Origin of the sequence: Kitasatospora sp. NPDC049285 (genome assembly GCF_040678815.1) — a bacterium.
GTDB lineage: Bacteria > Actinomycetota > Actinomycetes > Streptomycetales > Streptomycetaceae > Kitasatospora.
In genome coordinates this window covers 1-26,972 of the sequence record NZ_JBFAQR010000017.1, presented here as the reverse complement: position 1 = coordinate 26,972, position 26,972 = coordinate 1, and the positions used below count along the sequence as shown (strand labels likewise).

At 71.7% G+C, this 26,972-nt stretch carries 19 protein-coding genes; 4 read left to right on the top strand and 15 right to left on the bottom strand.

Features of this window, described 5'->3' with window-relative positions; all coding sequences use genetic code 11:
• Positions 1–3: 3 nt before the first annotated feature.
• Positions 4–846, bottom strand: a complete 843-nt coding sequence (locus tag AB0K51_RS14065; protein WP_363454101.1) for a hypothetical protein — start codon at positions 844–846, stop codon at positions 4–6.
• A gap of 435 nt (positions 847–1,281) precedes the next feature.
• Here AB0K51_RS14065 and AB0K51_RS14060 point away from each other — a divergent pair, with 435 nt between their 5' ends.
• The gene (locus AB0K51_RS14060; protein ID WP_363454099.1) at positions 1,282–3,615 is read left to right on the top strand and encodes an RICIN domain-containing protein; all 2,334 of its coding nucleotides are present in this window, start codon (positions 1,282–1,284) and stop codon (positions 3,613–3,615) included.
• 29 nt (positions 3,616–3,644) lie between these two features.
• On the opposite strand, the gene AB0K51_RS14055 is transcribed toward AB0K51_RS14060, so the two are convergent.
• The 3 genes from AB0K51_RS14055 to AB0K51_RS14045 form a co-directional block, all read right to left on the bottom strand.
• A complete protein-coding gene (locus AB0K51_RS14055) occupies positions 3,645–4,889 on the bottom strand; it encodes a cellulose-binding domain-containing protein (RefSeq protein WP_363454097.1) in 1,245 nt (414 codons plus the stop codon).
• A 100-nt stretch (positions 4,890–4,989) separates the two neighbouring features.
• Positions 4,990–6,123, bottom strand: a complete 1,134-nt coding sequence (locus AB0K51_RS14050) for a lytic polysaccharide monooxygenase (protein ID WP_363454094.1) — start codon at positions 6,121–6,123, stop codon at positions 4,990–4,992.
• 1,527 nt (positions 6,124–7,650) lie between these two features.
• Positions 7,651–7,830, bottom strand: a complete 180-nt coding sequence (locus AB0K51_RS14045; protein WP_363454092.1) for a hypothetical protein — start codon at positions 7,828–7,830, stop codon at positions 7,651–7,653.
• 272 nt (positions 7,831–8,102) lie between these two features.
• Between AB0K51_RS14045 and AB0K51_RS14040 the strand changes: the two genes are divergently transcribed.
• Positions 8,103–8,783 (top strand): putative Ig domain-containing protein, encoded by a 681-nt coding sequence (locus AB0K51_RS14040; protein ID WP_363454090.1) that lies wholly within the window; start codon positions 8,103–8,105, stop codon positions 8,781–8,783.
• A 129-nt stretch (positions 8,784–8,912) separates the two neighbouring features.
• Here the strand turns inward: AB0K51_RS14040 and AB0K51_RS14035 are convergent, their stop codons facing one another.
• The 3 genes from AB0K51_RS14035 to AB0K51_RS14025 all read right to left on the bottom strand — a co-directional run bounded on the left by AB0K51_RS14035 (position 8,913) and on the right by AB0K51_RS14025 (position 12,104).
• Complete coding sequence (locus AB0K51_RS14035) at positions 8,913–9,854, bottom strand: hypothetical protein (RefSeq protein ID WP_363454088.1); 942 nt, start codon at positions 9,852–9,854, stop codon at positions 8,913–8,915.
• Between the two features lie 283 nt (positions 9,855–10,137).
• Positions 10,138–10,836, bottom strand: coding sequence for a response regulator transcription factor (locus AB0K51_RS14030; RefSeq protein ID WP_363454086.1), 699 nt, complete (start codon positions 10,834–10,836; stop codon positions 10,138–10,140).
• Positions 10,833–12,104, bottom strand: coding sequence for a sensor histidine kinase (locus AB0K51_RS14025; protein ID WP_363454084.1), 1,272 nt, complete (start codon positions 12,102–12,104; stop codon positions 10,833–10,835). The genes AB0K51_RS14030 and AB0K51_RS14025 overlap by 4 nt, the downstream gene beginning before the upstream one ends.
• A 262-nt stretch (positions 12,105–12,366) precedes the next feature.
• Here AB0K51_RS14025 and AB0K51_RS14020 point away from each other — a divergent pair, with 262 nt between their 5' ends.
• Positions 12,367–14,562 (top strand): MMPL family transporter, encoded by a 2,196-nt coding sequence (locus AB0K51_RS14020; RefSeq protein ID WP_363454082.1) that lies wholly within the window; start codon positions 12,367–12,369, stop codon positions 14,560–14,562.
• 175 nt (positions 14,563–14,737) lie between these two features.
• On the opposite strand, the gene AB0K51_RS14015 is transcribed toward AB0K51_RS14020, so the two are convergent.
• The 8 genes from AB0K51_RS14015 to AB0K51_RS13980 form a co-directional block, all read right to left on the bottom strand.
• On the bottom strand, positions 14,738–15,604 hold the full coding sequence (locus AB0K51_RS14015; RefSeq protein WP_363454080.1) for an NAD(P)-dependent alcohol dehydrogenase: 867 nt from the start codon (positions 15,602–15,604) through the stop codon (positions 14,738–14,740).
• Between the two features lie 39 nt (positions 15,605–15,643).
• The gene (locus tag AB0K51_RS14010; RefSeq protein ID WP_363454078.1) at positions 15,644–17,389 is read right to left on the bottom strand and encodes a cellulase family glycosylhydrolase; all 1,746 of its coding nucleotides are present in this window, start codon (positions 17,387–17,389) and stop codon (positions 15,644–15,646) included.
• A gap of 43 nt (positions 17,390–17,432) precedes the next feature.
• A complete protein-coding gene (locus AB0K51_RS14005) occupies positions 17,433–18,944 on the bottom strand; it encodes a glycoside hydrolase family 43 protein (protein WP_363454076.1) in 1,512 nt (503 codons plus the stop codon).
• Between the two features lie 120 nt (positions 18,945–19,064).
• The gene (locus tag AB0K51_RS14000) at positions 19,065–21,209 is read right to left on the bottom strand and encodes a glycoside hydrolase family 36 protein (RefSeq protein WP_363454074.1); all 2,145 of its coding nucleotides are present in this window, start codon (positions 21,207–21,209) and stop codon (positions 19,065–19,067) included.
• Between the two features lie 66 nt (positions 21,210–21,275).
• Positions 21,276–22,304, bottom strand: coding sequence for a LacI family DNA-binding transcriptional regulator (locus AB0K51_RS13995; RefSeq protein ID WP_363454072.1), 1,029 nt, complete (start codon positions 22,302–22,304; stop codon positions 21,276–21,278).
• Positions 22,305–22,332: 28 nt separating this feature from the next.
• Positions 22,333–23,316 carry a carbohydrate ABC transporter permease gene (locus tag AB0K51_RS13990; protein ID WP_363454070.1) on the bottom strand — a complete coding sequence of 328 codons (984 nt, stop codon included), beginning with the start codon at positions 23,314–23,316 and terminating at the stop codon, positions 22,333–22,335.
• A complete protein-coding gene (locus AB0K51_RS13985) occupies positions 23,313–24,260 on the bottom strand; it encodes an ABC transporter permease subunit (protein WP_363454068.1) in 948 nt (315 codons plus the stop codon). The genes AB0K51_RS13990 and AB0K51_RS13985 overlap by 4 nt, the downstream gene beginning before the upstream one ends.
• Positions 24,257–25,930, bottom strand: coding sequence for a Tat pathway signal sequence domain protein (locus tag AB0K51_RS13980; RefSeq protein ID WP_363454066.1), 1,674 nt, complete (start codon positions 25,928–25,930; stop codon positions 24,257–24,259). The genes AB0K51_RS13985 and AB0K51_RS13980 overlap by 4 nt, the downstream gene beginning before the upstream one ends.
• A gap of 211 nt (positions 25,931–26,141) precedes the next feature.
• On the opposite strand from AB0K51_RS13980, the gene AB0K51_RS13975 reads away from it, so the two are divergent.
• On the top strand, positions 26,142–26,972 hold an 831-nt coding region (locus tag AB0K51_RS13975; RefSeq protein ID WP_363454064.1), incomplete at its 3' end, for a glycoside hydrolase family 3 N-terminal domain-containing protein.

Sequence of the window (26,972 nt, the reverse complement as noted above, 5' to 3'; positions counted from 1 at the left end):
GGATCACGGGGAGACGGTGACCTGGTCGACCGTCCAGAAGGAGCTGTTGGTGCCGGTGTAGCGGAACCGGAGCCGGGCGGTGGAGGCACCGGCGGGCACGGCGACGGGCAGCGACTCGACGCCGTTCAGGTCCGCGCCGTAGGACTTCAGCAGCTGCGGGGCGCCGCCGTCGAAGGAGACCGACACCTCGCCGGTCTGCGGGCCGTCCACCCGGTAGTCGGTCACGTACGAGACCGTCGCGGGCGCCCCGCCGGTCACCGGGAACGCCGGGCTGATCAGCGTGGAGTCGAACGGCCCGGCGCCGTGCGCCTTGTCGTCCCACTCGTCGGAGTCCGCGACGGCGAAGACGTCACGGGCGCGCACGTTGCCCTCCCGCCCCTGGCCGAGGTCGGTGTTGCTCCAGAACTCGTCGGTCGCGAACGCCCAGCCCCGCCACTCGCTCACCCCGCCGGACGGCATCGCCGAGTTGTCGATGCTCCAGCCGGTCGGCGCCGTGTGCGTCCACCCCTTCAGCGTGGACGGCAGCGCGGTCTCGTCGACGGCGCTCTGCAGCGAGCCGCGCAGCGGGCCGGACAGCGTGGGCGCCATCGGAGCCGCGTACAGGTTGCTGGTCGCGGTCATGCCGTCCGCCATCAGGCCCTTGACGACGGGCATCCGCGCCTTGTCGAACTTCGCGAAGGTGGCACCGTCGATGCCGATCACCAGCGTCTTGTGGCGCTTCACGGAGACGGCGGCGGAACCGGCGGCGGGCGCGGCCTCGGCCTGCGCCGCCACCACGAGGGGCAGCGCGGAGGCCGCGGCCACCGCGACCGCCAGCGGGGTGCGAAGGGAACGGGGAAGGTGCACAGGAGTCTCCCTGGGGAAGGCGATTCGAGGTGCGGCTCAGATGTTTGCGCAAACCTACGGGCGCCTGAGGCGTGCGAGGCCGTTCGGTCCAGGTTGTTGCGAGGTCGTGATCTTCCCGTCGACAGTCGAGCCCAAAGTCCCATCGTGGCACGGGTTTTGGATGCGCCCGCAGCGCTTTCGGTCGTCGACACCATGAAGTGCGACATAGCACCGGGCGCGAATTCCGTGTTCGCGCAATCAACAATCGAGTGCGTCCGGCCCGGTGTCGACGGCTCGGTGGACAGGTGCCATCCTCCGCCATGCCGATGTTTGACTATGTTTGTTCATGTGGATTTACGTGCAGTTAAGATGCGCGACCACTTGTCCATACAACTTGCCGATTGACTACCGGACAGTCCGAGCCGCCCGGCCCGGCCCCACTCCGGAGGACCCCCCTTGCGCCAGAACGTCTCCCCGCCGCGCCACCGCGCGCTGCGGTCACTCGCCTGCGCCGCGCTCGCCGCGACGGCGGTGATCGTCGGACTCCCGGCGACCGCCCACGCCACCACCAGCGCCAACCTGCTGCTCAACGGCGACGCCGAGACCTCCCAGTGCAGCCCCGGCGGCTGGGAGGAGACCACCGTCCCCGCGTGGCAGATCACCCTCGCCGACCCGGTGATCAACTGCTACGGCGTCCCCATCGGCGCCGCGACCGGCACCCCCGGCTCGCCGACCAAGGGCGGCGCCTACTTCCAGGGCGGTGCGCGCGGCACCTCCCGGATGACCCAGAGCACCGACGTCTCCTCGGCAGCGGCCGCCATCGACGCCGGCGGCGTGCACTCCACCCTCTCCGGCTGGCTCGGCGGCCTCACCACCTCCGCCGACGCGGCCACCGTCACCCTCACCTACCGGAACGCCTCCGGCGCGACCCTCGGCACCTCCGCCATCGGACCGGTCACCGCCGCCGACCGCGCCAACACCACCAAGTTCCTCCAGCGCACCGCCACCGCCTCGCTCCCGGCGGGCACCAGGTCCGTCCTCACCACGGTCGACCTCACCCTGACCAGCGGTCAGAACAGCGGCGCGATGGCCGACGACCTCTCCCTCACCCTCGACACGGCGGTCACCGCACCCACCCTCGCCGTCCCGGCGAGCACCGTGCCCGCCTACGACCACGTCTTCGTCGTGATGATGGAGAACAACAACTACTCCGCCACCTCGAACACCCTCGACGGCGGCGCCGGCATCATCGGCAACAGCGCGGCCCCGTACGTCAACGGCACCCTGCTGCCCAAGGGCGCGCTGATGACCAACTACTACGCCGGCACCCACAACTCGGACCCGAACTACGAGCAGATCGCCTTCGGCAACTCCTACGGCCGCAGCTTCAAGACCGGCAACGCCAACTGCATCACCGACCCGGCGTGCACCGCGACCAACAACGGGCTGGGCGACAACCTCGACGCCGCCGGCAAGAGCTGGAAGCAGTACACCCAGACCCAGACCGCCAACTGCCAGACCACCAGCAGCGGCGAGTACGCCCCCGACGACGTGCCGTTCTACTACGCGGCCAGGATGAAGAACGACACCACCTACTGCCAGGCCCACTGGCAGCCGCTGCCGCAACTGCTCACCACCGACCTCGCCGCCACCGCCACCACCCCCGCCTTCGTCTGGTTCGACCCCGACTCCTGCTACGACATGGAGGACTGCGGCATCGGCGCGGGTGACACCTGGCTCAGCCAGACCCTGCCCACCCTGTTCAACTCGCCGGCCTGGACCCAGCAGAAGTCCCTGCTGCTGCTCACCTTCGACGAGGACGGCGCGGGCGGCTACGGCACCTTCGGCCCCGGCCAGACCAACCAGGTGCTGACCCTGGCCATCGGCTCCCAAGGCACCGTCAAAGCCGGCTACCAGGACGGCAACCGTTACGACCACTACAGCACCGCGCGGACCGTCGAGGGCGCCCTCGGCCTGACCGCCACCATGACCAACAACGACAAGTGGGCCACCCCGTACAACGAGATCTTCACCAGCGGCCAGGCACCCGCCAACGACTTCTCGCTCACCGACAGCCCGTTCGCCGGGACGGTCAACCGGAGCGCCACCACCACCGCGACCGTCTCCACCACGCTGCTCACCGGCAGCGCCGAGACCGTGACCCTGTCCGCGACCGGCCTGCCGGCCGGGGTCACCGCCTCCTTCAGCCCGGCGACCGTCACCGCGGGCGGCAGCTCGACGATGACCCTGCAGGCGGCGTCCACCGCGACGCTCGGCACCGCCACCGCGACGGTCACCGGGACGAGCGCGTCCGCCGCCCACAGCGTGCCGTTCACCCTCACCGTGAACCCCGCGGGCAGCGGCGGAGGCGTCGTCTCCGGCGGCGTCTACCAGATCCTCCAGGGCGGCGTGGCGGTGGACGACCCCGGGTCCTCCACCACCCCCGGCACCCAGTTGATCGTCTGGGGCACCCACACCGGCACCAACCAGCGCTGGACCTTCACGCAGTCCGGCGACGGCTCCTTCGAGATCAGGAACCTGCTCTCCGGCCTGTGCGCCGACGACTCCGGCGGCTCCACCGCTCCCGGCTCGAAGATCGTCCAGTGGACCTGCACCGGAAACGCCAACCAGCACTGGTCGATCGTCCCGAGCGGCTCGTCCTACGCCCTGGTCAACAAGGCGAGCGGACTCGTCCTCACCTCCTCCGGCACCGCCAACGGGTCGACCCTGACCCAGCAGACCAACACCGGAACCTCCCTCCAGACCTGGTCCTTCACCAGGGTCGGCTGACCTCTCCCAGCCCGGCGTCCCCCCGTGGTTCAGCAGGCGATCGGCGAGGAACCCAGGGCCACGTCGTCGTACCAGAGCGTGTCGGCGCCGTTGCCGTAGGCCTCCCAGCCGAGGTCCAGGGTGACCGGCCGCGGAGCGGTGGTGCGGCTGAGCCACTGCTGGTCGATGTCCGCGGTGGGGACGCCGTCGTCGTGCAGTCCGGGCACCTGCTGGTCGTTCAACCAGGTGTCCATGGACTGCTTGGTGGTGTCCACGGCGAAGCGGACGCAGACCCACTGGTTCACCGGCAGCGGCACGCTCTGCGCGACGCCGACCGGACTCTGCGCGGGCAGCGTGGCGTCGTCGGACTCGCGGTTCCACTGCAGGGCGCCGTTCTGCCCGCCCAGCCGCAGGTGCTTGTGGCCGTCGTTCGCGTCCTCCATCGTGACCATGGCGACGTGGTCGGGCGGCAGCGCGGTGGTGTGGCGGACCCAGTACCGGACGTGGACCACGGGGCCGACGGCGGAGATGCTCCTGGTCGTCGCCGCGAACACGTGATTGCAGTAGCCGGCCTGGCCGTTGACCCGCAGCGAGCGGCCGCCGCCGTGGGCGACCGAGGTGTCGACGGTCACCGCCCCGGCGCCCGAGCAGTCGGGCGCGGCGACGGCCCAGTCACCGGTCAGGCTGCTGCCGCTCTGGTCCTCGAAGCCCGAGCACACCACGGCCCCGGCGCAGCCGGTGCCCCCAGTGCCGGTGGGGGTGGGCGTGGGCGTGGGTGAGGGCGTGGGTGTCGGTGTCGGTGTCGGTGTCGGTGTCGGTGTCGGGGTGGGCGTCGGGGACGTGGTGCCCGAACCGCCCTGGCAGGACGCGCCGTTGAAGGCGAAGTCGGTGGGGACGGGGTCGCTGCCCGACCAGGTGCCCTGCAGCCCGAAGGCCACCGAACCTCCGCCGGCCACGGTCCCGTTGTAGCTCAGGCTGCTCGCCGTCACGCTCGTGCCGCTCTGGCTCACCTGCGCGTTCCAGGCCGAGGTCACCTGCTGGCCCGCGGCGAACGTCCAGGTCAGCTTCCAACTACTCACGGCAGGGCCTGAGTTGGTGACCGATGCCTGCGCTGTGAACCCGCCGCTCCATTCGTTGGTCGTCCACGCCACCTGGCAGGCCGCAGCCGCGCTGCCCGTGCCCCAGGCCGGACGCTGACCGAACCCGGCCAGCAAGCCGAGGACCACCGCGAGCACGGCGAGCACGGCGAACACCATCCGTCGGCCGCCGTGCGCTCCCGCGTCACTTCGCACCATGCCGAACCTCCTTACGTCATCGGGTGCGTGTCTGTGGGTGGTACGGGCCCCGGGCCGGGGGTGCCGCCGCGTGCGGCGCTCCCGGCCCGCGGCGCGAGGGTCACGAGGCGGTGCAGGAGAGGGAGCCGGTCGGGAAGTTGTTGCCGGTGGAGTTGGCGGTGAAGCCGAGGGTGGTGCTGGAGTTCGCGGCGATGGTGCCGTTGTAGGCCGCGTTCTTCACTGTCACGTCGCTGCCGGCGGCGGTCAGCGTGCCGTTCCAGAGGTTGGTGATCGTGGTGCCGGGTCCCGTCTGCCACTTCAGCGTCCAGGAGCTGATCGGCGAGGAGTTGTGGTTCATCACCTCGACCGAGGCCTGGAAGCCCCCGCTCCAGGTGCCGACGACGCTGTACGTCGCCATGCAGCCGCTGCTCGGCATCGTGCTGGTCGGCGTCGGCGTTGCCGTCGGGGTGGCGGTGGGCCTTGTCGTCGGGGTGGCGGTGGGCGTCGCCGTCGGAGTGGCGGTCGGGGAGGACGAGGAGGTCGGCAGGTGGATGCCGGTCACCTCGCCCTTGCCACCGTCGAAGACGAGGTCGGAGCAGGAGAAGAAGTTCTCCTGGCTGTCCGAGCGCACCCACTGGATGAGCATCTCGGCGGCGCCGCTCCGGCCCGACGGGAGGCTCAGGTTCCAGTAGTAGTGACCGCCGTCGACCCCGGGGGTGCCCACCTGCGGCGGGTTGGCGACGGTGGTGAGCAGGCTCAGGTCGGCCCAGGCCAGCGGAGTCGTGGGGGACCAGCCCTGCTTGGTCAGGTAGACCCGGAACTCACCGGGGTGCGCAGCCCAGTTGGAGTAGTCGACCTCGATCGCGGCACCGGAGGTGAGGTGCGTCTTGGGCCAGTCGTCCCGCGCCGCGTTGTACGCGGAGAAGTCGTACGGCGACTTGTTGCCGGCGCTGCACAGGGTGCCGTCCGGGACGTAGCCCTGGCCCCGCCCGTTCGCGTTGGAGTCCAGCACGGCGAACCAGTTGTAGAGCGGGGTCGTCCCGCTCTGCGCAACGGCAGCCTGGCAGGCCGGGTTGGTCGGCGTCAGCGCACCGGTCCCGGTGAGCGCGTCCTGGTAGCACAGGTACGTCCGCGAACCCGGCACCATCGCCACACCGTGCGCGTGCGCCGGGGACAGTCCGAGCAGCAGCGCGAAGATCGTCGCGGCCGCGGTCGCGAGGGCCGCGACGACCGAGGAGAACTTGCGTCGTGACACGAAACTTTCACCACCTTGGTGGAGGGGGCCCGCCCGTCCCGTCCCGGCCGGGCAGGCCGTCTGACTGGGGAAAAGCCATGCTCATGCCATGTGTGAGCACCAATTTGGGAGCGCTCCCACGCCTCAAAGTAACGGGCCGTCAAGTGCGTGTAAACGGGGAGGTCTCCGGGGGCTGAATGGATCAATCCGATTGACCGGAAGGCGAGTTGAGCGGACGCCGCGCTGCTGCTCCTGCCTGGTGCCGGTTCGAGTGCGGTGATCTCGGGTCGGGCCGCCGTGAAGGCAGGTGGCCGTGAGGTGGGCGTGCGGCGTCATGGGCCTCTGGGGCGAGCGAGAGTTCCGCGATGCGCCTGGGCTTGGCTGCCGTTCCGGGACCGGGAGTGCCGGCACCTCGGCGCAGCTGCCGTCCGCACTCGCCTGCGCGGCGTGCGATGCCCGCGTTGCGCACGACCGGGCCCTCTCCTGCCCGGCTCTGATCGGGCGTCAGTGCTGTTCGCCCGTCACACCGCTGCCGCGCGCGGGCCGAGCTAGGGGCCTGCGCGGCCGGAGACACCTCCCCGCGGGACAGAACCACGAAAACCCGGCCCGCTCCGGCCTGACGAAGCGCAGAGGTCCCCCGAGTTCCCCCGGTGATGCAGCAGTTGACGGTGCTCGGCACCGCCATCCCCGCAAAGCCGGGGGGTGACCACTCCGGTCGTTTCGAAGTATTCGGCCCCTTCCACAGTTTTGACAGGCGAACCGCCGCACGCCTGTGAAACAGCCTTCTCATCAGGGCGTTGAGCCTCGACGCTGCCCTTACCCCCACGGCGGCGCCCGCGAAGCGCCCCGCGATGAAGCCAGCGAACAGGAGTTCTTAGTGCGACGCATCCTCCCCATCGGCGCGGTGGTCATCGTCCTGACCGCGGCCGGAGCGGCGGCCCAAACCGGGTCGGCCGCGGCCGCGCCCGCGCCCCGACTGGTCCCGGCCTCCTGTGCGACGGTGCAGGCCGGGCACGCCCACTGCAACGCGTTACAGCTGGTCGGCGCTGCGGCGTCCGGTACCGCCCAGCCCGCCGTGCCCAACGGCTACGGCCCCGCCGACATACAGTCCGCGTACGGCCTCGGCACCAACCCCGGCAGCGGCCAGACCGTCGCCATCGTCGACGCCTACGACGATCCGAACGCCGAGTCGGACCTGGCCACTTACCGGTCCCAGTACGGGCTGTCGGCGTGTACCACCGCCAACGGCTGCTTCAAGAAGGTCGACCAGCGGGGCGGGACCGCCTACCCCAAGGGCGACACCGGGTGGGGCACCGAGATCACCCTCGACCTCGACGCGGTCAGCGCGGCCTGCCCCGGCTGCCACATCCTGCTGGTCGAGGCCGACAGCAACCTCGACACCAACCTCGGCGCGGCCGTCGACGAGGCCGTGCAACTCGGTGCCAAGTTCGTCTCCAACAGCTACTCCGACTCCGAGTCTGACCTCCCGTCGGGCATCGACGCCCACTACAACCACCCCGGCGTGGTGATCGCCGCGGCGACCGGCGACTACGGCAGCAAGTCGGGCGCCAACACCCAGTACCCGGCGAGCTCGCCCACCGTCGTCGCCATCGGCGACACCTCGCTGCGGAAGGCGAACAGCACCCGCGGCTGGACCGAGACGGTGTGGGGCAGCAGTACGGCCGGCGCGCTCGGCACCGGCAGCGGCTGCTCGGGCAGCTTCGCCAAGCCCGCCTACCAGCAGGGCGTGAACACCTCCTGCGCCAAGCGCGCGACCTCGGACGTGTCGGCGGTCGCCGACCCGAACACGGGTCTGGCGATCTACGACAGCTACGGCCAGTCCGGCTGGCTCCAGTACGGCGGCACCAGCCTCGCGACGCCGGTGATCTCGTCGATCTGGGCCCTCGCCGGCGTCCCGGGCGCGAGCGACAACCCGGTCGCCTACCCCTACTCGCACACCGACAAGTTCAACGACGTCACCTCCGGCACCAACGGGCCCTGTGGCGCACCGATATGCACCGCAGGCACCGGCTGGGACGGCCCGACCGGGCTCGGCACCCCGACCGGCACCGACGCCTTCAAGGCCGGGAGCCCCCCCGCCGCCGCCGGCCGACGACTTCTCGGTGTCGCTCACTCCGGCCTCCGGCAGCGCCGCCCAGGGCAAGTCGGTCACGTCCGCGGTCTCCACCGCGGTCACCTCGGGCTCCGCGGTCAGCGTCCAACTGTCCGTCAGCGGTCTGCCCTCCGGCGCGAACGCGACCTTCAACCCGGCCTCGGTCACCGCCGGCAGCAGTTCCACCCTGACCATCGGCACCGGCGCGACGACGCCGGCCGGCAGCTACTCGGTGACGGTCACCGGCACCGCCGGGAGCACCGCCCACTCGACGACCTACACCCTGACCGTCACCGGGACCGGCGGGGGCGGCACCGTCACCGTGAACAACCCCGGTACCCAGTACGCCTCCAGGTACTACGGCCCCGTCATCCAGATCAGCGCCGGCGACAGCGCCGGGCTGCCGCTGACGTTCACCGCCACCGGCCTGCCGCCCGGCGTCTCGATCACCCCGGGCGGCCGCATCTCCGGCACCCCGACCGCGGGCGGCGCCTTCCAGGTGGCTGTCACCGCGACCGACAGCGGGGGTGGCACGGGCACGACGACCTTCACCTACCAGGTGTTCTGACCGGTCCGGGCTCAGCGCGCCGGTCGGGCTGAACGCGTCACGGACACCGGAACGTGCCGCCGGGCCCCGGATCCGTCCCGGGCCCGGCGGCCTCCGCGCTCCATCCCGGTCCGGTCCGGTCCGGTCGGCTCAGTCCCACTCCCAACGCATTCCCAGCACGCTCGGCGACACGTCCAGGGCGACCACATGGGCCAACTGGGTCCCGCCGACCCACACCTCCCGTACCCGCTGGTCCGGCGCGCGGACCACGCTGCGCTCATAGCGCCAGCAGCGGGCCGGAACCGCCGCGGGGTCGAACTGTACCTGCAGCACGTACTCGCCCACCGGCGCCGGGAACACGCGGTAGTAGTAGTCCACCTCGCCGAAGGCCATGTCCGAGGCCTCGTATTCGACGACCGCCGTGTCGCCGCGGTCCAGCACCCGGTCCAGCACCAGTTCGGCGACCAGGAAGCCGGCCGTGGCGTCGGCCCGGACCCGCCCGACCCTGCAGCCGCGAACAGCGCGCAGCCGAGGCGCCCGAGCGGCGGGATCCTCCTGCCGGTAGGTGACCGTGAACCGGGAGATCCGGTTCGCATGCGCGCGCAGCACCGCGCGCGTCGTCAGACCGACCTCTTCGCGGGTCGGCCCGACGGAGTAGAGGTCGTGGACACTCAGGCGGGTCAGGCCGTTGTGGACGGGGGTCTCGACGTCGTTCAGCAGCGCGTCGAACTCGGGACCGCCGCCGTAGGCCGCCGACAGGTCCAGTCCGCCGGCGGGATGGGTCAGCCAGCGGCCGCGAGGGCGCTGCGGTCCGAGCTGAGCCGTCAGGGCGTACTCGGGCAAGTCGAGTATCTTCTCCAGCAGATGGACGGCGCGCAGCGATTCGGGCCGCTCCGGACGGCTCCGCCCCCTGCGCCAGTAACTGAGGGTCGAGACCGATACGCGGGCTCCGTGGGCCGTCAGCCGGTACTGCAACTCATCCAGAGTCAGGGCGCTGGCCTCGATCGCGAGGTGCAGCAGCGCCGAGAACGGCCCGGTCCGCATCGCGTGCGCCAGTTCCCGGTCGAGCGTCTGCCGCCTCACCGAGTCCACGAGTGTCGAGTATGGTCGCTACCCACAACCGGGGGAAGGACGCCACGGGGACCGGGGCCCGCAGGTGGCTCGGACACGGTCGACGATCCGTCATGATGACGGCATACTGCGGGATCGCCACGCTGCTCAGGGCTCGCGGCAGCCGAGGACGCACTCGACGAACTCGCCAACGCGCTGGTCGAGCGCTCCCACAACCACCACTGCGGCTGGGGTCACATCGTCCGCTTCGCCGGCTGCGCCGCCGCCCGCATCGGCGATGTCTCCGGCGTCCGCGTCAAGGACATCAATCGCTGCCCGTACGGGCGGTGACCAGGCCGGACTCGTAGGCCGCGATGACCGCCTGGGCGCGGTCCCGGACGTCGAGCTTGCCGAAGATGCTGGTGATGTGGTTCTTCACCGTGGAGCTGCTGATGTCCATCGCCCGGGCGATCCCGGAGTTGTCCAGGCCGGTCGCCATCAGCCGCCACACTTCCACCTCGCGCGGCGTGAGATCCCCCGTCGCGACGGCGGGCGGCGGGGGGCTGTCGAGGGGCGCCCGGACGTAGGTGGAGATCAGTCGGGTGAGCAGGCGCGGGGCGACCGCCGCCTCCCCGGCGTGCACGGTGCGGATCGCCGTGGCGAGGTCCTCCGGTGAGACGTCCTTGGGCAGGAACCCGTGGGCACCGGCCCGCAGCGCGGCCACCACGTACTCGTCCATGTCGAAGGTGCTGAGCGCGAGGACCTTGCATGAGGGCACGGTGCGGGCCAGCACCTCGGTCGCGTCGACACCGTCCAGGACCGGCATCCGGATGTCCATCACCACGACGTCGGGTCGTAGCCGGTGGGCGAGCGCGACGGCCTGCTCGCCGTCCTCGGCCTCGCCCACCACCTCGAAGGACGGGTCCGGCGAGAGGATCAGGAACAGCCCGCGCCGGACCAGCGGCTGGTCGTCCACCAGCAGGACCCGGATCGTCGTCGGCGTCTCGGTGGTCGTTGCGGTCATCGGGCCACCCTCCCGTGCTGGACGGCCGCCTCGGCGGTCTCGTCCGCGGCCAGTGGCAGGTCGGCCAGCACGGCGAAGCCGCCGTCCGGCCGGGGCCCGGTGGCCAGCGTGCCGCCGTGCAGGGCGACGCGTTCGCGCATGCCGATCAGGCCGTACCCGCCGCGGTCCCCGGCCGACGGCCCGGCGTCCTGGGGCGTGACGCCCAGGCCGTCGTCCCGCACCTCGACGGTGATCCCGTCCGCCCGGTACGTCAGCCGGACCGTCGCGCTGGCCGGCCCCGCGTACTTGCGGGCGTTGGTGAGGGCCTCCTGGACGATGCGGAACACGGTCAGGCCGACGGTCGGCGGCAGCGGCACCCGGGGGCCGCGGATGTCGAGGTCGGTGGGCAGCCCGGCCCGGCGGGAATCCTCCACCAGCCGTTCGAGGTCCTCCGTCCCGGGCTGCGGCGACGGCGGGACGGTGTCCGGTTCGTCGCCGGCCCGCAGGACGTTCAGCAGCTGGCGCATCTCGCGCAGTGCAAGCCGTCCGGAGGACTCCAGGGTGACCAGGGCGTCCCGGACCACCTCCTGGTTGCCGAGGTTGGCCCGGGCGCCACCGGCCATCAGCTGCATGGTGGTGATGTGGTGGGCCACGATGTCGTGCAACTCCCGGGCGATGCGGCGGCGTTCCTCGGCGACCGCGCGGTCGGCCAGCAGTTGGCGATTGGCGGCCACCTGCCGTTGCCAGCGGGAGACCGCGGCGCCGGCGCCGGCCACGAGCGCGGTGGAGAGGACGGGGGCGAGGACCTCCTCCCAGGACAGCGCGCCGAACCGGCTCTGGCTCAGCATCGTGGTCACCGCCGTCACCACGCCGGCGGCCGCCGTGACGGGCGCGGAGCAGCGCCGGGCGGCCGAGTAGACGGCCACCGTCAGGACGGCCCCGTAGTGGATGCCCATCGGAGCCACCACGTTGATCAGCGCTTCGAGGACCAGGACGGCGTAGAGCACCAGCGCCGGACGATGCCGCCGGGCGAGCAGGGGCAGGCTCGACAGGACGATGAGGACGAAGCCCGACGCGGTGACGCCGCGGCTGCCGTCCACCTGGTTGACGAGCAGGTAGGCGACCAGGTCGAGCACGCCGGCGGTGACGGCCACCAAGGCGTCGGGTTGACTCCACGGGCTGCCGTCCGTCCGTCCCGGCGCGCCGCCGTCCGTCCGGCTCGGCGTGCCGTCGTCCGTCCGGCTCGGCGGCGCTGCCGCGTCCGCTCCGGGGCGCTGACGCCCGTTCATCTCGGTCCTCCCGGGCTGATCAGCCATGATGCCCCCATTCTGGCATCGCCCCGCCGGGCCGGGCGTGGTCCCCGCGGCCGAGAGCGACCGGCCCGGAACCAGGACCACGGTCCTGGTTCCGGGCCGGCCGGGGGAGCGGGGCCCCGACCCCGGATCGTCCGCTGCCCGGACGCCCGGCACCCCTCTCACCTGATGGTCTGGAAACCGGCCGGGAACCCCCGGTACCGAAGCCGACGTTCGCGTCCATCAGCCGGAGGACACCGTGATCCGCGCACTGACCCGATTTTCCACCAGACACGCCTGGAAGGTGATCGCCCTCTGGGTGGTGCTGGGCATCGGGCTGGGCGTGCTGAGCCCGATGCTGATCTCCCGCGTCACCCAGTCGCAGAGTGGCGACTTCCTGCCCAGCAGCTACGACTCGGCCGCGGCGCTGCGGATCGCCGAGGAGCAGTTCGGGGTGAAGCCCGACGCCAGCACGGTGACGGTGCTGGTCGCCCGCACCGACGGCAAGGCCCTCACCCCCGCCGACCAGCAGCGGATCGAGGCGGAGGCGGCGAAGCTCGGGCAGCGCCGGGTGGTCATGCCCCGGAAGGAGGACGAGCCGGAGTTCCTGGTGCCCGACCACTCCCAGACCCCCCGGGTCGCGCCGGCGATGGTCGCCCCCGACCGGAGCTTCGAACTGCTCTCCGCCGAGCTGACCGGGAACGCCACGGACCAAGGCGTCCAGAGCGTCTACCGCGCCTTCCGGGACGGTGCCCGCGCGCAGTTCGGCGAGGCCGGGATGCGCACCGGCTTCACCGGCGGCCTGGCCGAGGCCGCCGACACCGCCGACGCCAACCGGACCGCCACGACGATCGGCGGCGCCCTGGTGATGGGCCTGATCGTGCTGCTCAACGTCCTGGTGTTCCGCAGCGTGCTCGCCGCGCTGCTGCCGTTGCTCGCCGTCGCCATGATCAGCGGCGCGGCCAACGGGGCCGTGGCCGGCGCCGCGGCGCTCACCCGACTCAAGCTGGACGCCTCCACCCCGGGTCTGATCGCCGTGGTGCTGCTCGGCATCGGGATCGACTACCTGCTGTTCCTGCTCTTCCGGTTCCGCGAGCAGCTGCGGGCCCGGCCCGACCAGCCCGCCCGCGAGGCCGCCGCCGAGGTGTCCGGCCGGGTCGGCACGGCGATCACCTCGGCGGCGCTGACCATCGTGGCCGCCTTCGCGACGCTGGGCGTCGCGAGCTTCGGCCAGTTCCGGTCGCTCGGCCCGGCCATCGCCGTCGCCGTCCTGGTCATGCTGCTGGGCAGCCTCACCCTGATGCCGGCCCTGCTCGCCGCCTGCGGCCGCCGGATGTTCTGGCCCTCCCGCAGCCTGCGCCGGGAACCGCGCGAAGGCGTCGCCGCCCGCTACGGCGCCCTGGTCGCCCGCCGTCCGCTGGCGATGCTCGGCGCCTCCGTCGTGCTGCTCGGCGCCCTGGCCGCGGGGATGGCCGGGATCCGGATGGACTACGGGCAGGGCGGCGGCTCCGGGACGCCGGCGGCCGTGACCGCCACGGAGATCTCCCGCGCGCTGCCGGCCGGCGTGTCCGACCCGACCAGCGTCTACGTCACCGCCACCGACGGCGCCACCCTGGACGCCCGCCGGCTCGAGGGCCTCTCCCGTGCGCTCGGCCAGGTCGAGGGCGTCGGCCAGGTGGGCGGCACCGTCCTGAACGCGGACCACCGGGCCGCCCGGATCGACCTCTTCCTGACCGCCGAGCCGCAGAGCCAGCGGGCCCGCGACCTGGCCTCCGGCCCGGTCCGCGCCGCGGTGACCGCGCACACCCCGGCCGGGACGAGCGCCCACGTGGGCGGCACGGCGGCGATCTTCGCCGACATCTCCCGCGCCGTCGACCACGACCTGACCATCGTCTTCCCGGTCGCGGCCGCCCTGATCGCCCTGATCCTGCTGCTGCTCCTGCGCAGCCTGCTCGCCCCGGTGGTGCTGATGCTCTCCGTCGGGCTCGGCTTCGCCGCCACCCTCGGCGCCTCGACCCTGGTGTTCCAGCACCTGCTGGACAAGCCCGGTGTCAGCTTCACCCTCCCGCTGGTGCTGTTCCTGTTCGTCGTGGCCCTGGGCACCGACTACAACATCCTCATCACCGACCGGATCCGCGAGGAGACGCAGCACCCCGGGCCGGTCCGCGGCGCGGTGGCCCGAGCCGTCCGCCACACCGCCCCGGCGATCGCCACGGCGGGCCTGGTGCTGGCCGGCTCCTTCGCCACCCTCGCGACCACCCCGGGCAGCGAGCAGGTCGCCTTCGCGCTGACGCTCGGCATCCTGCTCTCCGCCGTCGTCCTCTCGCTGGTCCTGGTCCCCGCCGTGGCCGCCCTCCTGGGCCGCACCCTCTGGTGGCCGCTGCGGCCCACCCCGCGCCACGGCCCCACCACCTCGGTCCAGGCCCCGGCCCCGGACCGGATCCCCGTTCCCTGACCAGCCCCCGACCGCCACGGTGCTAGACGTCCTGGTCAAGGAGCACGGCGCCTGGCGCGTCGGCGCCGCGCAGGACACCGTCGCGGTCGACTGACCACCCCGCCGGCGATCGGCGCTCCGACCTGACGCCGCCTCGCCGACCGGGGTGTTGACCGACCGTCAGCCCTGCAGCCGGTCAGCCCTGCCGCCCGACCCGCGCGGAGGTGTCGGAGCGGTTGACGACGATCTTTCCGAACGGACCGCCCGTCATGTAGTAGCGGTAGGCGTCCACGGCCGCGTCGAACGGGAAGACACGGTCGATCACCGGCCGCAGCCCGTGCGTTGCGATGAAGGCATTCATCGCGGTGAACTGCGCACGGCTTCCGACGGCGACGGTCCGGACGGTCGCGTTGGAGGCGAACAGGGCGCTGGGATCGAGGGGCACGGCGGCTCCGCCGACGAAACCGACGCACGCGATCGTGCCCGTCATGGCGATGGCCCGGACCGACTCGCGGAGCAGGCCCGCGGCGTCGACGATGTGGTCGGCGCCCCGCCCGCTGGTGAGCGTGCGGACCTCGGCGGCCCAGTCGGGCGTGGCTGAGTAGTCGACGACCTCGTCCGCGCCGAGGTCGCGCAGCCGCGCGGCCTTGGCGGGACTGCTGGTCGTCGCGATCACGCGCGCGCCCAGCGCCTTGGCGAACTGGAGCGCGAAGAGGGAGACACCGCCGGAGCCCTGTACGACGACGGTGTGGCCGGGCCCAAGGCCCGCTCCGCCGCCGGTGAGCGCGTTCCACGCCGTGACCGCCGCACACGGCAGGGTCGCCGCCTCCTCGTACGACAGGTGCGCCGGGACGGCCACCAGGGAGTCCGCGTCGAGCAGCGCGAACTCCGTGAGCAGGCCGTCCAGGGAGCCGCCGCGCTGTGCGAGGTGCTCGACCGCGAAGGGGCCGTCCTGCCAGGACGGGAAGAGCGTGGAGGCGACACGGTCGCCGACGCGTACCCGGTCGGCGCCCGGGCCGACCGCGACGACCTCCGGCCCTCGGTCGGACGTCCCCTCGAACACCAGGAGACCCCGGCCCCGCCGGGGTCTCCTGGTGGTGTGTCAGGAGGCGGTGCCGGTGACCGTGGTGCCGGACTTGGTGAGGTGGTAGGTGACGGTGGCACCGGTCCAGAAGCGGAAGGTGAGCGTCACGGGGGCGTCGTCCTTGAGCGACTTGAGGAAGTCGGCCTTGACGGTGGTGGTGTCGGCGACGTAGTCGGCGCGGTAGTTGTCGAAGGACTGGTAGGTGGTCCAGGAGGCCGGGCCGGCGGCGGTGCCGTCGGCGTACGTGGACTCGACGTTGGCCATCAGGGAACCGTTGAACCGGGTCGGGATGGTGAGCCCGTCGATGGTGCCGGTGGCATCGGACAGCACTGCCTGGCCGTAGGAGCGCACGAAGAGCTTCCACGGGACGCCGTTGGAGTAGCGGACCTCGAGGGTGGCGTTGACGCCGGTGGCGCGGTCGCCCGCCAACCGGGTGAGGGCGTCGGCGGTCAGGGTGAGCCGGTCGCCGCTGAGGGTGTAGTCGAGGGACGGGGTCAGCGGGGTGTCGCCCTGCCACAACCCCGCGAACGAGAGCCCGTTGGGGTTCAGGGTGATGGTCTGCGCCGGGATGGCACCGGAGGCCGGCACGAAGACGTTGTCGGAGGAGGCGGTGCCCGAGCGGGTCCGCCAGGAGGTCTGGATCAGGGCCTTCATCTCGGGGACCATCCACTGCATGGTGGAGCGGTTCAGGAAGTCGTTGGCGGCATCCCAGACGGCGGTGGTCATGCCGTTGGCCCGCGCCTCGTAGCTGACGTGCTCGAAGTACTTCAGCATCTCCCCGCGCTCGACCACGCCGGAGTAGGGCGAGGTGAGCAGGCCGAACTCGCCGAGGTAGACGGGGACGCCCTTGGCGACGAAGGTGTTGTGCACCCGGGCGAAGCCGTCGTGCAAATCGGCCTGGGCCGTGGCGTCGTAGGTCGGGCCGTTGGCGATGTTCACGCTGAACGGGTACCAGCTGTAGTAGTGCACGGTGGCGACCAGGTTGCGGTCGTGCAGCGTGTTCATCGTGGTCGACAGGTCGTCGAGCCAGTGCTGGGCGTTGTTGGTCTCCTCCGAGGGCAGGACGAGCAGGCGGTCCTTGTTCTGGCCGCCGCTGCCCCGGACGATGCGGTGGAACGAGGTGTTGAGCTCCCGCAGGTACTGGGTCTTCTGGGCGTCGGTCGCGTTGGAGAACTGCGGCTCGTTGATGCTTTCCATCAGCAGCGCACGCGGCTCGTCCTTGAAGGCGGCGGCGATCTGCTGCCAGGTCGCGTCGAACCGCGCCAGCACGTTGTCGTGGTCGGCGGACATGTTCGCGATCCACTGCCAGGAGTCGTGGTGGACGTTGATCTCGACGTAGAGGCCGTCCGCCAGGGCCCAGTCGACGACCTGCTTGACCCGCGCCATCCACGCCGCGTCGATGGTGTAGGGGGCGGTGGCGGACTGGTGCGGGTACCAGGAGACGGGGATGCGGACGCTGCGGAAGCCCTGCGCCTTGAGGCCGTCGAAGGTGGCCTTGGTGGTGAGCGGGTTGCCCCAGGAGGTCTCGTCGGGGAGGGCGTCGAAGGTGTTGCCGAGGTTCCAGCTGGGCTGCATCTGGGCCACGGCGGCCATCGGGTCGGTCGGGACCCGGACCGGCCGGGGCCGGTCCTTGGCGTGGTCGGCCGGTGCGGCGACCGCGGTGCCGCCGGCGAGGCTGCCCGCGGTGACCAGGGCCACCACGAGGCCGGCCGTCCACCGGAGTCGGCGGCTGCGCGGGTGTGCGGTCTGCTGTGCGTCGTTCACGAGTAGTCCCTTTCGCGCGGAGTGATGAAGAGCTGACGGGTGGTCAGGGAAGCGGAATGGCTTCGTAGTCGAACCGGTCGAAGTGGACCGTCCCGGCCGCGGCGTACATGCCGATGACCCGGCCGGTGAAGCCGCCGGCGACCTCGGTGGACAGGTAGCGGCCGCCGAGCGAGGCGAGCACGGTGAAGGTGCCGTCCGGCTCCTCGATGCCGAAGGAGAGGGTGTCCGGTCCGGTCCGTGCGCCGCGCGGGGGCTCCGGGGCGATCTCCAGGCCGAGCACCACCGCTCCGGTGGGCACCGGCACGGAGGCGACCTCGCTCCGCAGCGAGCCGACCCGGGCGAGGACCTTCACCTCGCCGCCGCCTGCTTCGATCTCGTAGTGGTGCTCCTCGTCCAGCCGGACGGCCAGGCCGCCGCGGCCGTCGGTGGGGTCGATCAGGGTGCGGGCGCGGCAGGCGAGGTGCTGCTGGCGGCGGCCGACGAACACCGCGTCGGGCTCGTCGAGGGAGGCGCCGGCGGCGCGGAGGGTCAGCCAGCCGGAACGTTCCTTCGTGGTGCACAGCTGCTCCGGGCGCTCGCGCACCGAGATCCACTGCCGGTCCAGCTCGGCCTGGTCGAAGTCGTCCCGGGCCGGCACCTCCGGCACTGGGTGCAACGGCCAAGAGGGGGTGGGCAGTTCGAGGGTGACCTCGCCGACCACCGGCCAGCCGTCCACCCACTCGACCGGGGTGAGGAAGGTCTCCCGGCCGAGCACGTGCCAGCCAGGGGTGCCGCCGCGCGGCCGCACGGCGAGCAGCACCATCCACCAGGAGCCGTCGGGCGCCTGGACGAGGTCGGCGTGGCCGGTGTTCTGGACGGGGCGGGCGGTGCTGCGGTGGGTCAGGACCGGGTTGTGCGGGCAGGGCTCGAACGGCCCGGACGGGGTTCGGCCGCGGGCGACGGAGACGCCGTGGCCGCGTTCGGTGCCGCCCTCGGCGATCATCAGGTACCAGTACTCGCCGATCCGGTACAGGTGCGGGGCCTCGGGGGCGAGGGTGCCGGGAGTGCCGGACCAGATCCGCTGCGGCTCGCCGAGGACCTCGCCGGTCGTCGGGTCGAGCCGGACCTGCGAGACGCCGGCCACGGTGACCCAGCAGGTGCCGTCCTCGTCCCAGGCGAGGTCCGGGTCGATCCCGGGGACTCCGGGCATGTGGACCGGGTCGGACCACGGACCGGCCGGGTCGGTGGCGGTGAGGAGCATGTTGCCGCGGTCGCTGACGTTGGTGACGATCAGGTGGAACCGGCCGTCGTGGTGGCGCAGCGTGGGGGCGTAGATCCCGCCGGAGGAGGGCTTGTCGAGCGGGAGCCGCAGCTGGCTCGGGCGGTCCAGGGCGTTGCCGATCTGCCGCCAGTGGACCAGGTCGCGGCTGTGGAAGACGGGGATGCCGGGGAAGTACTCGAAGCTGGAGCAGGCGAGGTAGTAGTCGTCGCCCACGCGGCAGACGCTGGGGTCGGGGTGGAAGCCGGGGATCACCGGGTTGGGGACGGTGCCGGTCGGCTGGGGCTGGTCTGACACGCGGTCGGTTCCTTTCGGGGCTTCGGTGCAGGGTTGGGCGTGATCTGGGCATGACAGATGAGCACCCGGTCCGGTCGGTCGGACGCCGGCGGTCCGGACGCGCGATCCCCTGATGGATCGTCAACTCCTGCCGGACGGGTCCTCGGTGAGGCGCAGCAGGACGGCGGACGGGGCGGCCGGCAGGGTCAGGGTGAGGTCACCGGTCTCGGCGCGCCAGGCGGTGGAGGCCTTGCCGCCCGCCGGGTAGAGCACCTCGACCCGGACATCGGCGCCGGCCAGGTGCGGCAGGGGGAGATCCCTGGCGGCCTCCTCGCCGGAGCGCCGCCAGGCGGTGACGTAGGTGGTGGCGGGGGTGTGGAGCGCCAGGGCGATCCACGCGTCCTCCCAGCCCGGGAGCCCGAGCGGCCAGGCGGGCAGCGCCGTCGGCAGGTCGGCCCGGATCGACTTGTGGACGGCGACCGCCTCATGTACCAAGTCCCGTGCTTCCGGGGCGAGTTCGGTGAGCCGACCGGACAGGTGGATGCGGCCGAGCAGCGCGTTCGCCATGGTCAACGCCACCTCGTCGAGCGAGTCCTCGGGCAGCGGGTACGCCCAGCAAGCGCTCTGCTCGGGAGTGACCGCGGTCGGGGCGGCAGCAGCGATCGGGGCGTAGCGCAGCAGGTCCTGCTGGTCGCTGGTGGACTGCACCTGCATCCGGGACAGCAGCGCGTGGTCGAGCCGCATGCCGCCGGACGCGCAGTTCTCCAGCACCAGCTCGGGGTGCCGGTCCAACAGGCCGTCCAGCCAGTCGAGTTGGGCCCGGTTGTGGCCGAGCAGACCGGCCGCCGGGGCCTCCCCGGGGTGGGCGCTGGTGCCGGAGCCGGGGTCGGTGTTGTGGTCCAGTTTCAGGTAGCCGACGCCCCAGTCGCCGACCAGGCGGTCCACCACCGCGTCCAGGTGCGCCCGGGCCGCGGGGTGACGCAGGTCGAGGTGGTGGCGGCCGCCGCCCTCCTCGATCCGCTGCCCGTCGCGCCGGAAGAACGCCTCCTCGGGCAGTGACTTCGCCAGCGGGCTGGACACCCCGACCGCCTCCGGCTCCAGCCACAGGCCGGGCACCATGCCGCGCTCGCGGATGCGGTCCAGCACCTGGTGGATCCCGCCCGGCCCGGGGAAGCGGGAGACCGAGGGTTGCCACGCCCCGACGCTCTCCCACCAGTTGTCGTCCTGCTCGGCGTACCAGCCGGCGTCGATGACGAAGTACTCCGCGCCGGCGTCGGCGGCGGCGTCCACCAGCGGCAGCAGCTTGTCCGACGTGGGGTCGCCCATCAGGCAGTTCATGTAGTCGTTGAAGATCACCGGCAGCTCGGTGTGGTCCCGGTGCGGGCGGCGGGTGGCGCGGCGGTAGCGGGTCAGGGCGGCGAAGGCGCCGTCCGGACCACCGTCCGAGGAGAGCGCGAGAGCCACCGGCACGGTGCGGAACTCCGCGCCGGGCTCCAGCGGGTGGCGCCAGCCGTGGTCGGCGTCGTTCGGGCCGTACAGTGCGGCGTACGCGGTGTCGTCGCGCACCCCGCACTCCCAGCGCCAGCCACCGCCGTTGTGCTCGATCTGCCACAGCCAGGTCCGCCCGGACCGACGGTCCGTCAGTCCGCCCATCGGCAGCCGGCCGCAGCTGGACCACACGCCCTGCCCGGCCACGACACGGGTGCTGCGGCCGGCGGTCGTGTGGAAGCGGCCGCTGCGCTCCGGCGAGGACGCCCGTAGCGGCTCGCGCTGCCAGCGGAATTCGGCGAACCACTCGTTCTCCGCCCACAGCAGCTCGGCATCGTCCAGGGCAGTCGGAGCGCCTCCGGTCAGACCACCCGTCACGAGCGAGCCGACCGACTCCAGGTGCAGCGTCCGCGACCCTTCGTTGCGCAGCAGGACTTCGCTGCGCAGCACCGGCAGGCCGTCCGTCGACCGGTAGACCGCCACGGCGGTCAAGCCGGTCTCCGGCTCGTGGAGTTCGACGGTGAGCACGTGCTGGTCGCCGTCCCGGGCAGCGTGGTGCGAGCGGTGGCGCAGGCGCGCGCCGAGGACGGTGTTGACGAGGTGTCGGCCCGACCAGTAGCGGCCGAGGCCGGCGGTCGTCACCTCCACCAGCGGCAGCGGTGCGCCGGGGCGCGGGGCGGTGCTCCCCTCTCCCGGTGCGCCGAGCCGGACCAGGCGAGCGGCCCCCTGGTCGTCCAGGGCGATCTCCAGCTCCAGGGCGTCGTGGCCCCAGCGGATCGTCTCGTGCGGGTCGGTCATGATGCCCTCCTTCGGCGGAGAGACACGTCGGGGGCGGCTCGCGCGTTGCCGGCCGCGGCCGGTGTGTCAGGTGCGGCGCGGGGCCGGGGCGGTGCTTTCGCGGACCACCAGTTCCGGTGGCATCAGGAGGAGTCGGTCCTCCGGGTCGCGGGCCTCGGCGTGCGCGTCGATCCTGGCCATGACCTGGTCGACGGCGAGTTGGCCGAGTTCCTTCTTCGGGCTGGAGACGGAGGTGAGGCGGGGGGAGTGCTGTTCGGCCAGGACGTCGGGGCAGATCGCGATCACCGAGGCGTCCTCCGGGACAGTCCGCCCGCCGGCCCGGAGCAGGGAGAGCAGCGGGCCGATGGCGCGTTCGTTCTGGACCACGAAGGCGGTGGTGTCGGGGCGGTCGGCGAGGATCCTGGCCAGGGTGCCGGCGGTGGACTCGTAGGTGCCCTCGCAGGGGCGGTGCAAGGACCGCAGGCCGCGGGCCTCGGCGCGTTCCCGGAAGCCGGTCAGGGTGCGTTCGGCGTAGCCGGCGTGGCGCTGGTAGACGGCGCTGCCGTAGCCGATGAAGGCGACGTCGCGGTGGCCGAGGTCGGCGAGGTGGTCGGCGCACAGGGCGCCCGCGGTGGCGAAGTCGTGGTCGACGCAGGACAGTCCGGCCGGGTCGGCGGGCAGGCCGATCAGCGCGGCGGGCACGCCCCGTGCGTGCAGCACGGGGACGCGCTCGTCGTCCAGGCGGACGTCCATCAGGATGACGCCGTCGGCCAGGCCGCTGGCGGCGACCCGCTGGACGCCGTCGGGGCCCTCGTCGTTGGTGAGCAGCAGCACGTCGTAGCCGTGCTCGCGGGCCGCCACGGTGACCGCGATGGCGATCTCCATCATGGTCGGCACGTGCACCTCGGTGTGCAGCGGCACCATCAGGGCGATGATGTGCGACCGCTTCCCGGCCAGCGCCCGCGCACCCGCGTTGGGGTGGTAGTCGAGCGTGGCGATCGCCTGCTCGATGCGGTCGCGGGTCTTCCGCGAGATCGATCGCTTCCCGCTCAGCGCATAGCTCACGGTACTGGCGGACACGCCCGCATACCTGGCCACATCGACGAGGGTCACCATCGGTCCACTTCCTTCGGTGTGTGTCGGCTCAGCCCTTGATCGCGCCGGTGAGCACACCGGCCCGGAAGTGCTTCTGCATGAACGGGTAGACCAGCAGCAGCGGGACCAGGGTCAGGACCACGACGGCCATCTGCAGGGACAGCGGCGCGGTCTGCGCATGGGTGCTGCCGAAGCCGGAGTTCACGGATCCGGGCAGGCCGTTGCCACGGTTGACGTAGGTCAGCAGTACGTACTGCAGCGGCCACTTCTGGGCGTCGGTGGGCATGTAGAGCATCACGTTGAAGAAGGAGTTCCAGTAGCCGACGCCGTAGAACAGGGCGATCACCGCGGTGACGGCCCGGGAGGTGGGCAGCACGACGGACCACAGGATCCGCCAGTCGCCCGCGCCGTCGATCCGGGCGGCGTCGATCAGGTCGCTGGAGGTGGTGGAGTAGAAGGCGCGCAGCACCAGGATGTTGAACACCGACACCGCGCTGGGCAGGATCAGCGACCACCACTGGCCGTAGCCGCCGAGGCCGGTGACCACCAGGAAGCTGGGGATCAGGCCGCCGCTGACGAACATCGTGACGATCAGCAGGCTGAGGATCGTGCGGTGCCCGAGCGAGCGCGAGCGCGACAGCCCGTACGCGCAGAGCACCGAGACCACCATCGACACGGCGGTGCCGACCAGGGTGATGCCCAGGCTGACCATCAGCGCGGTGCGCACCGTGCCGTCGCCGAGCATCTGCCGGTAGGCCTCCGTGCTGAGGCCGTCGGGCCAGATCACCAGCCCGCCGGCCCGGTTGACGGCGCCGGGGGTGGAGAAGCTGGTCAGCACGATGATCCAGAGCGGCACGACGACCACCGCGAGGACGCCGGTCAGGGTGATGCCCTTGGCGGTCTGGCCGATGACCGTGGGCGGTTCCTCCCAAGGGGCCCGCCCGGCCCGGGCCCGGGCGCGGCGGCCGGTCCGCACCGGCCGGGAGGCGGCGTGGGCGGCGCCGGAGCGGAGTGTGGGGTGAGCGTTCGTCATTTCCGGTACAACCCGTCCTCGCCGAAGGCGTGCGCCAGTTTGTTGGCGCCCCAGATCAGCAGTAGCGAGATGACGCTCTTGAAGAGGCCGGCCGCCGCGCCGAAGCTGTAGTTGCCGTTGGTGATGCCGTAGTAGAAGGAGAAGGTGTCCAGCACGTCGGCGGTCTCGTGGCCGACCGCCTCGCGCTGGATCAGGAACTGCTCGAAGCCGACCGACAGCGCGTTGCCCAGGCGCAGCACCAGCATCAGCACGATCACGCCGCGCAGGCCGGGCAGCGTGATGTGCCACATCCGGCGCCAGCGTCCGGCGCCGTCCGCCGCGGCGGCCTCGTACAGTTCGCTGTTGATCGCGGCGAGGGCGGCGAGGAAGACGATGATCCCCCAGCCGGCTTCCTTCCACACCGCCTGGGAGGTGACCAGCAGCGCGAAGGTGTGCGGGTTGGTCGTGATGTCCCAGGGCTGCATGTCGTGCTGGCGCAGGAAGTGGTTGAGGATCCCGGCGCCGCCGAGCATCTGCTGGAAGATGGTGATGGCCAGCACCCAGGAGAAGAAGTGCGGCAGGTAGACCACGGACTGGATGAAGTTCCGCAGTCGTTCGCTGAGCACCGTGTTGAGCAGCAGGGCCAGCGCGACCGGGACGGGGAAGAACAGCACCAGTTGGACGAAGCTGAGCCACAGGGTGTTCCTCAACGCCCCCCAGAACAGGGGGTCGTTGAACAGCTGCTGGAACTGCGCGAGGCCGGCCCATTCGCTGTCGCGCACGCCTACCAGCGGGTCGTAGTACTGGAACGCGGTGACCAGGCCGAACAGCGGCGCGTAGTTGAAGACCAGCAGGAGGACCACGGCGGGCACGGTCATCAGCAGCAGCGACTTGTCGCGCCGCAGTCTCGTCCGCCAGTTCAGCAGCTTGCCGGTTCCGCCCCGCTCCGACCGCGCGGCGCTCACTGCCCGGTTCCGTACTTGTTCAGGACGTTGTCGGTCATCCACTCCTTCAGCCGGTCACCGCCGTTGGACTTCCAGGTGGAGATGGCGGCCTGCACGTCCGAGACCTTCTTCTTGCCGTGGTAGCAGTCCTTGATGGTGTCCTCGACGGCCTGTCCGCTGTCGGCGGTGGCCATCGTCTGCGGCATGCTGAGGTTCATGTTCCAGAACAGCGGCTTGTAGAGGGTCTTGACGTTGGCGGCCTGCCAGGCGGTGAAGTCCTTGGTGACCTGGTCGCCGCCGGGGTTGGAGATCACCGAGGGCGGGGCGGCCAGGAACGGGAAGGTCGTCGCCTGGACGTCCTTCTTGCCCTCCTCGGTAGCGGTGGGCACACCGTTCACCCGGTTGTAGTGGACCCCCTCGACGCCGAAGTTGACCAGCGTGTACTCGGCCGAACCGTACGGCGCGGCCAGGTAGTTGGCGACGGCGAGCAGCTCCTCGATCTGCTCCGGCCTCAGCTTCGCGTTGAGGTAGCTCAGCATGCTGGACGAGGAGCCCATGAAGATCTGCGGGGTGCCGGTGCCGGAGGCGGTCATGATGTTGAACGCGCCGCGCCGGTAGGCCGGGTTGGCGGCGATGCCGGACTGGTGGTCGGCGAGGTTCCAGGCGCCGAGGCCGCCGCCGCCGATCAGGGTCTTGCCGGCGTAGAAGCGGGTGCCGCCGTCGGCGTTGTTGCCGGCGATCGCGTCGGGGTGCAGGTAGCCGGAGGTGGCCAGCTTGTAGTGCCAGTCCAGCGCCTCCAGAAACTCCGGCATCTCGTACTTGTGGACCAGCTTGCCGTCCTTGAGGATCCACTTGGCGGGGATGCCCCAGGCGATCGACAGGTAGGTCCAGACGTCGTCGAAGGCCCACACGCCGCCCTTGGCGTCGGTGAGCTCCTTGCCGAGGTTCATCAGGTCGTCGGCGGACTTGACCTGGTCGGCGGTGATGCCCTTGGCCTCCAGCAGGTCGCGGCGGTAGAAGACCGCGCCCGGGAGCGGCATGGCGGTGGAGAAGCAGGGGATGCCGTAGAGCTTGTCGCCCCACACGCCCGTCTGCCAGGCGCCGGTGGGCAGGGCGGCGAGGTTCGGGTACTTCTTGATCTTGTCGCCGGCCAGGTAGGGCGTCAGGTCGGCGAGTTGGGAGTCGGCGAGGCCGCCGGTGTTGAAGTTGGAGTTCCACCAGGCCGGTAGGTTGATCCAGTCGGGCAGCTTCTTGGCGGCCGTCATGGTCGGGATGATGGTGTTGTAGTTGTTGCCGTCGGCCGGCTTCATCTCGAAGGAGACGCCCAGCGCCTTGTTCATCGCCGCGTAGAAGGAGTTGCCGGCCGGCGGGACGGTGCCCCACAACGGTGTGACGGCGGTGTAGCTGCCGCCCTTGCCGGGGACGCCCGAGACGGTGGCGACCGGGTTCGCCGGGTAGGTGAGGAACCCGGGGTCGGTCACGGCGCCGTTGCTGCCGCCCGACACTCCGGGGATGTCCGCGGGCACCGCGGTGTTGGGCACGAACGCGGGCAGTGCGGCCTTCAGGCCCTGCTCGGTGTTGGCACCGGCCTTGTGCTTGCCGCCTCCGCCCCCGCAGGCGGACAGCAGGGGCGCCATCGCGGCGGCCCCCGCGACCGTGGCGGCGGAGCTGAGGAAACTTCGGCGGTTCAACCCTTGTCTCATGGCGCGGCCCTTCTCCAGCAAACTGTCGAATCGCTTGGATGTTTCGGTGACACTAACGATGGGTTACCGGTTCGACAAGGGCCTGAACAAATATAAATTCCAGGCACAGCAAGGCTGTTGACACGTACGAGCGCGCCATGTCAGCGTCGATGGGCTTCGACGAACGAGCCTCGACCATCTGCCCGAGGGGTCTACCCACGTGAGTGCCACGCCCACGCCCGCCACCGGCCTGTTCCCGTTCCGGGATCCCGCGCTACCGTTGGACAAGCGCGTCGACGACCTGCTCGACCGGCTCGCTCCGGACGAGCGGCTGGCGATGCTGCACCAGTACGCACCGGCCGTCCCCCGCCTGGGAGTTGCCGCGTTCCGCACCGGCGCCGAGGCCCTGCACGGGGTGTCCTGGCTGGGCGTGGCCACCTCCTTCCCGCAGGCGGTCGGCCTCGGCGCGAGCTGGGACGAGGACCTGGTCCGCCGGGTCGCCGAGGCGGTCTCGACCGAGCTGCGGGCGTTCCACCACCAGCGCCCCCCGGCGGTCGCCCCCGACCGCGGGCCCAACAGCCTGCAGGCCTGGGCGCCGGTGCTGAACCTGCTGCGCGACCCGCGCTGGGGCCGCAACGAGGAGGGCTACTCCGAGGACCCGGTGCACACCGCCCGGGTCGGCGAGGCGTTCTGCCGCGGCCTGGCCGGCGACCACCCCGACTACCTGCGCGCGGCGCCCGTGCTCAAGCACTTCCTCGCCTACAACAACGAGGACGACCGCTGCACCACCTCCTCCGGCCTGCGCCCCCGGGTCCTGCACGAGTACGACCTCGCCGCGTTCCGGCCGGTCGTCGCCTCCGGCGCCGCGACCGGCGTGATGGCCGCCTACAACCTGGTCAACGGCCGCCCCTGCCACGTCTCCCCGCTGCTGGAGACCGAACTGCGCCGCTGGGCCGAGCCGACCGGGCACGAGCTGTTCGTGGTCTCCGACGCGGAGGCCCCGTCCAACCTGGTCGACCCCGAGCACTACTTCGACGACCACGCCGAGTCG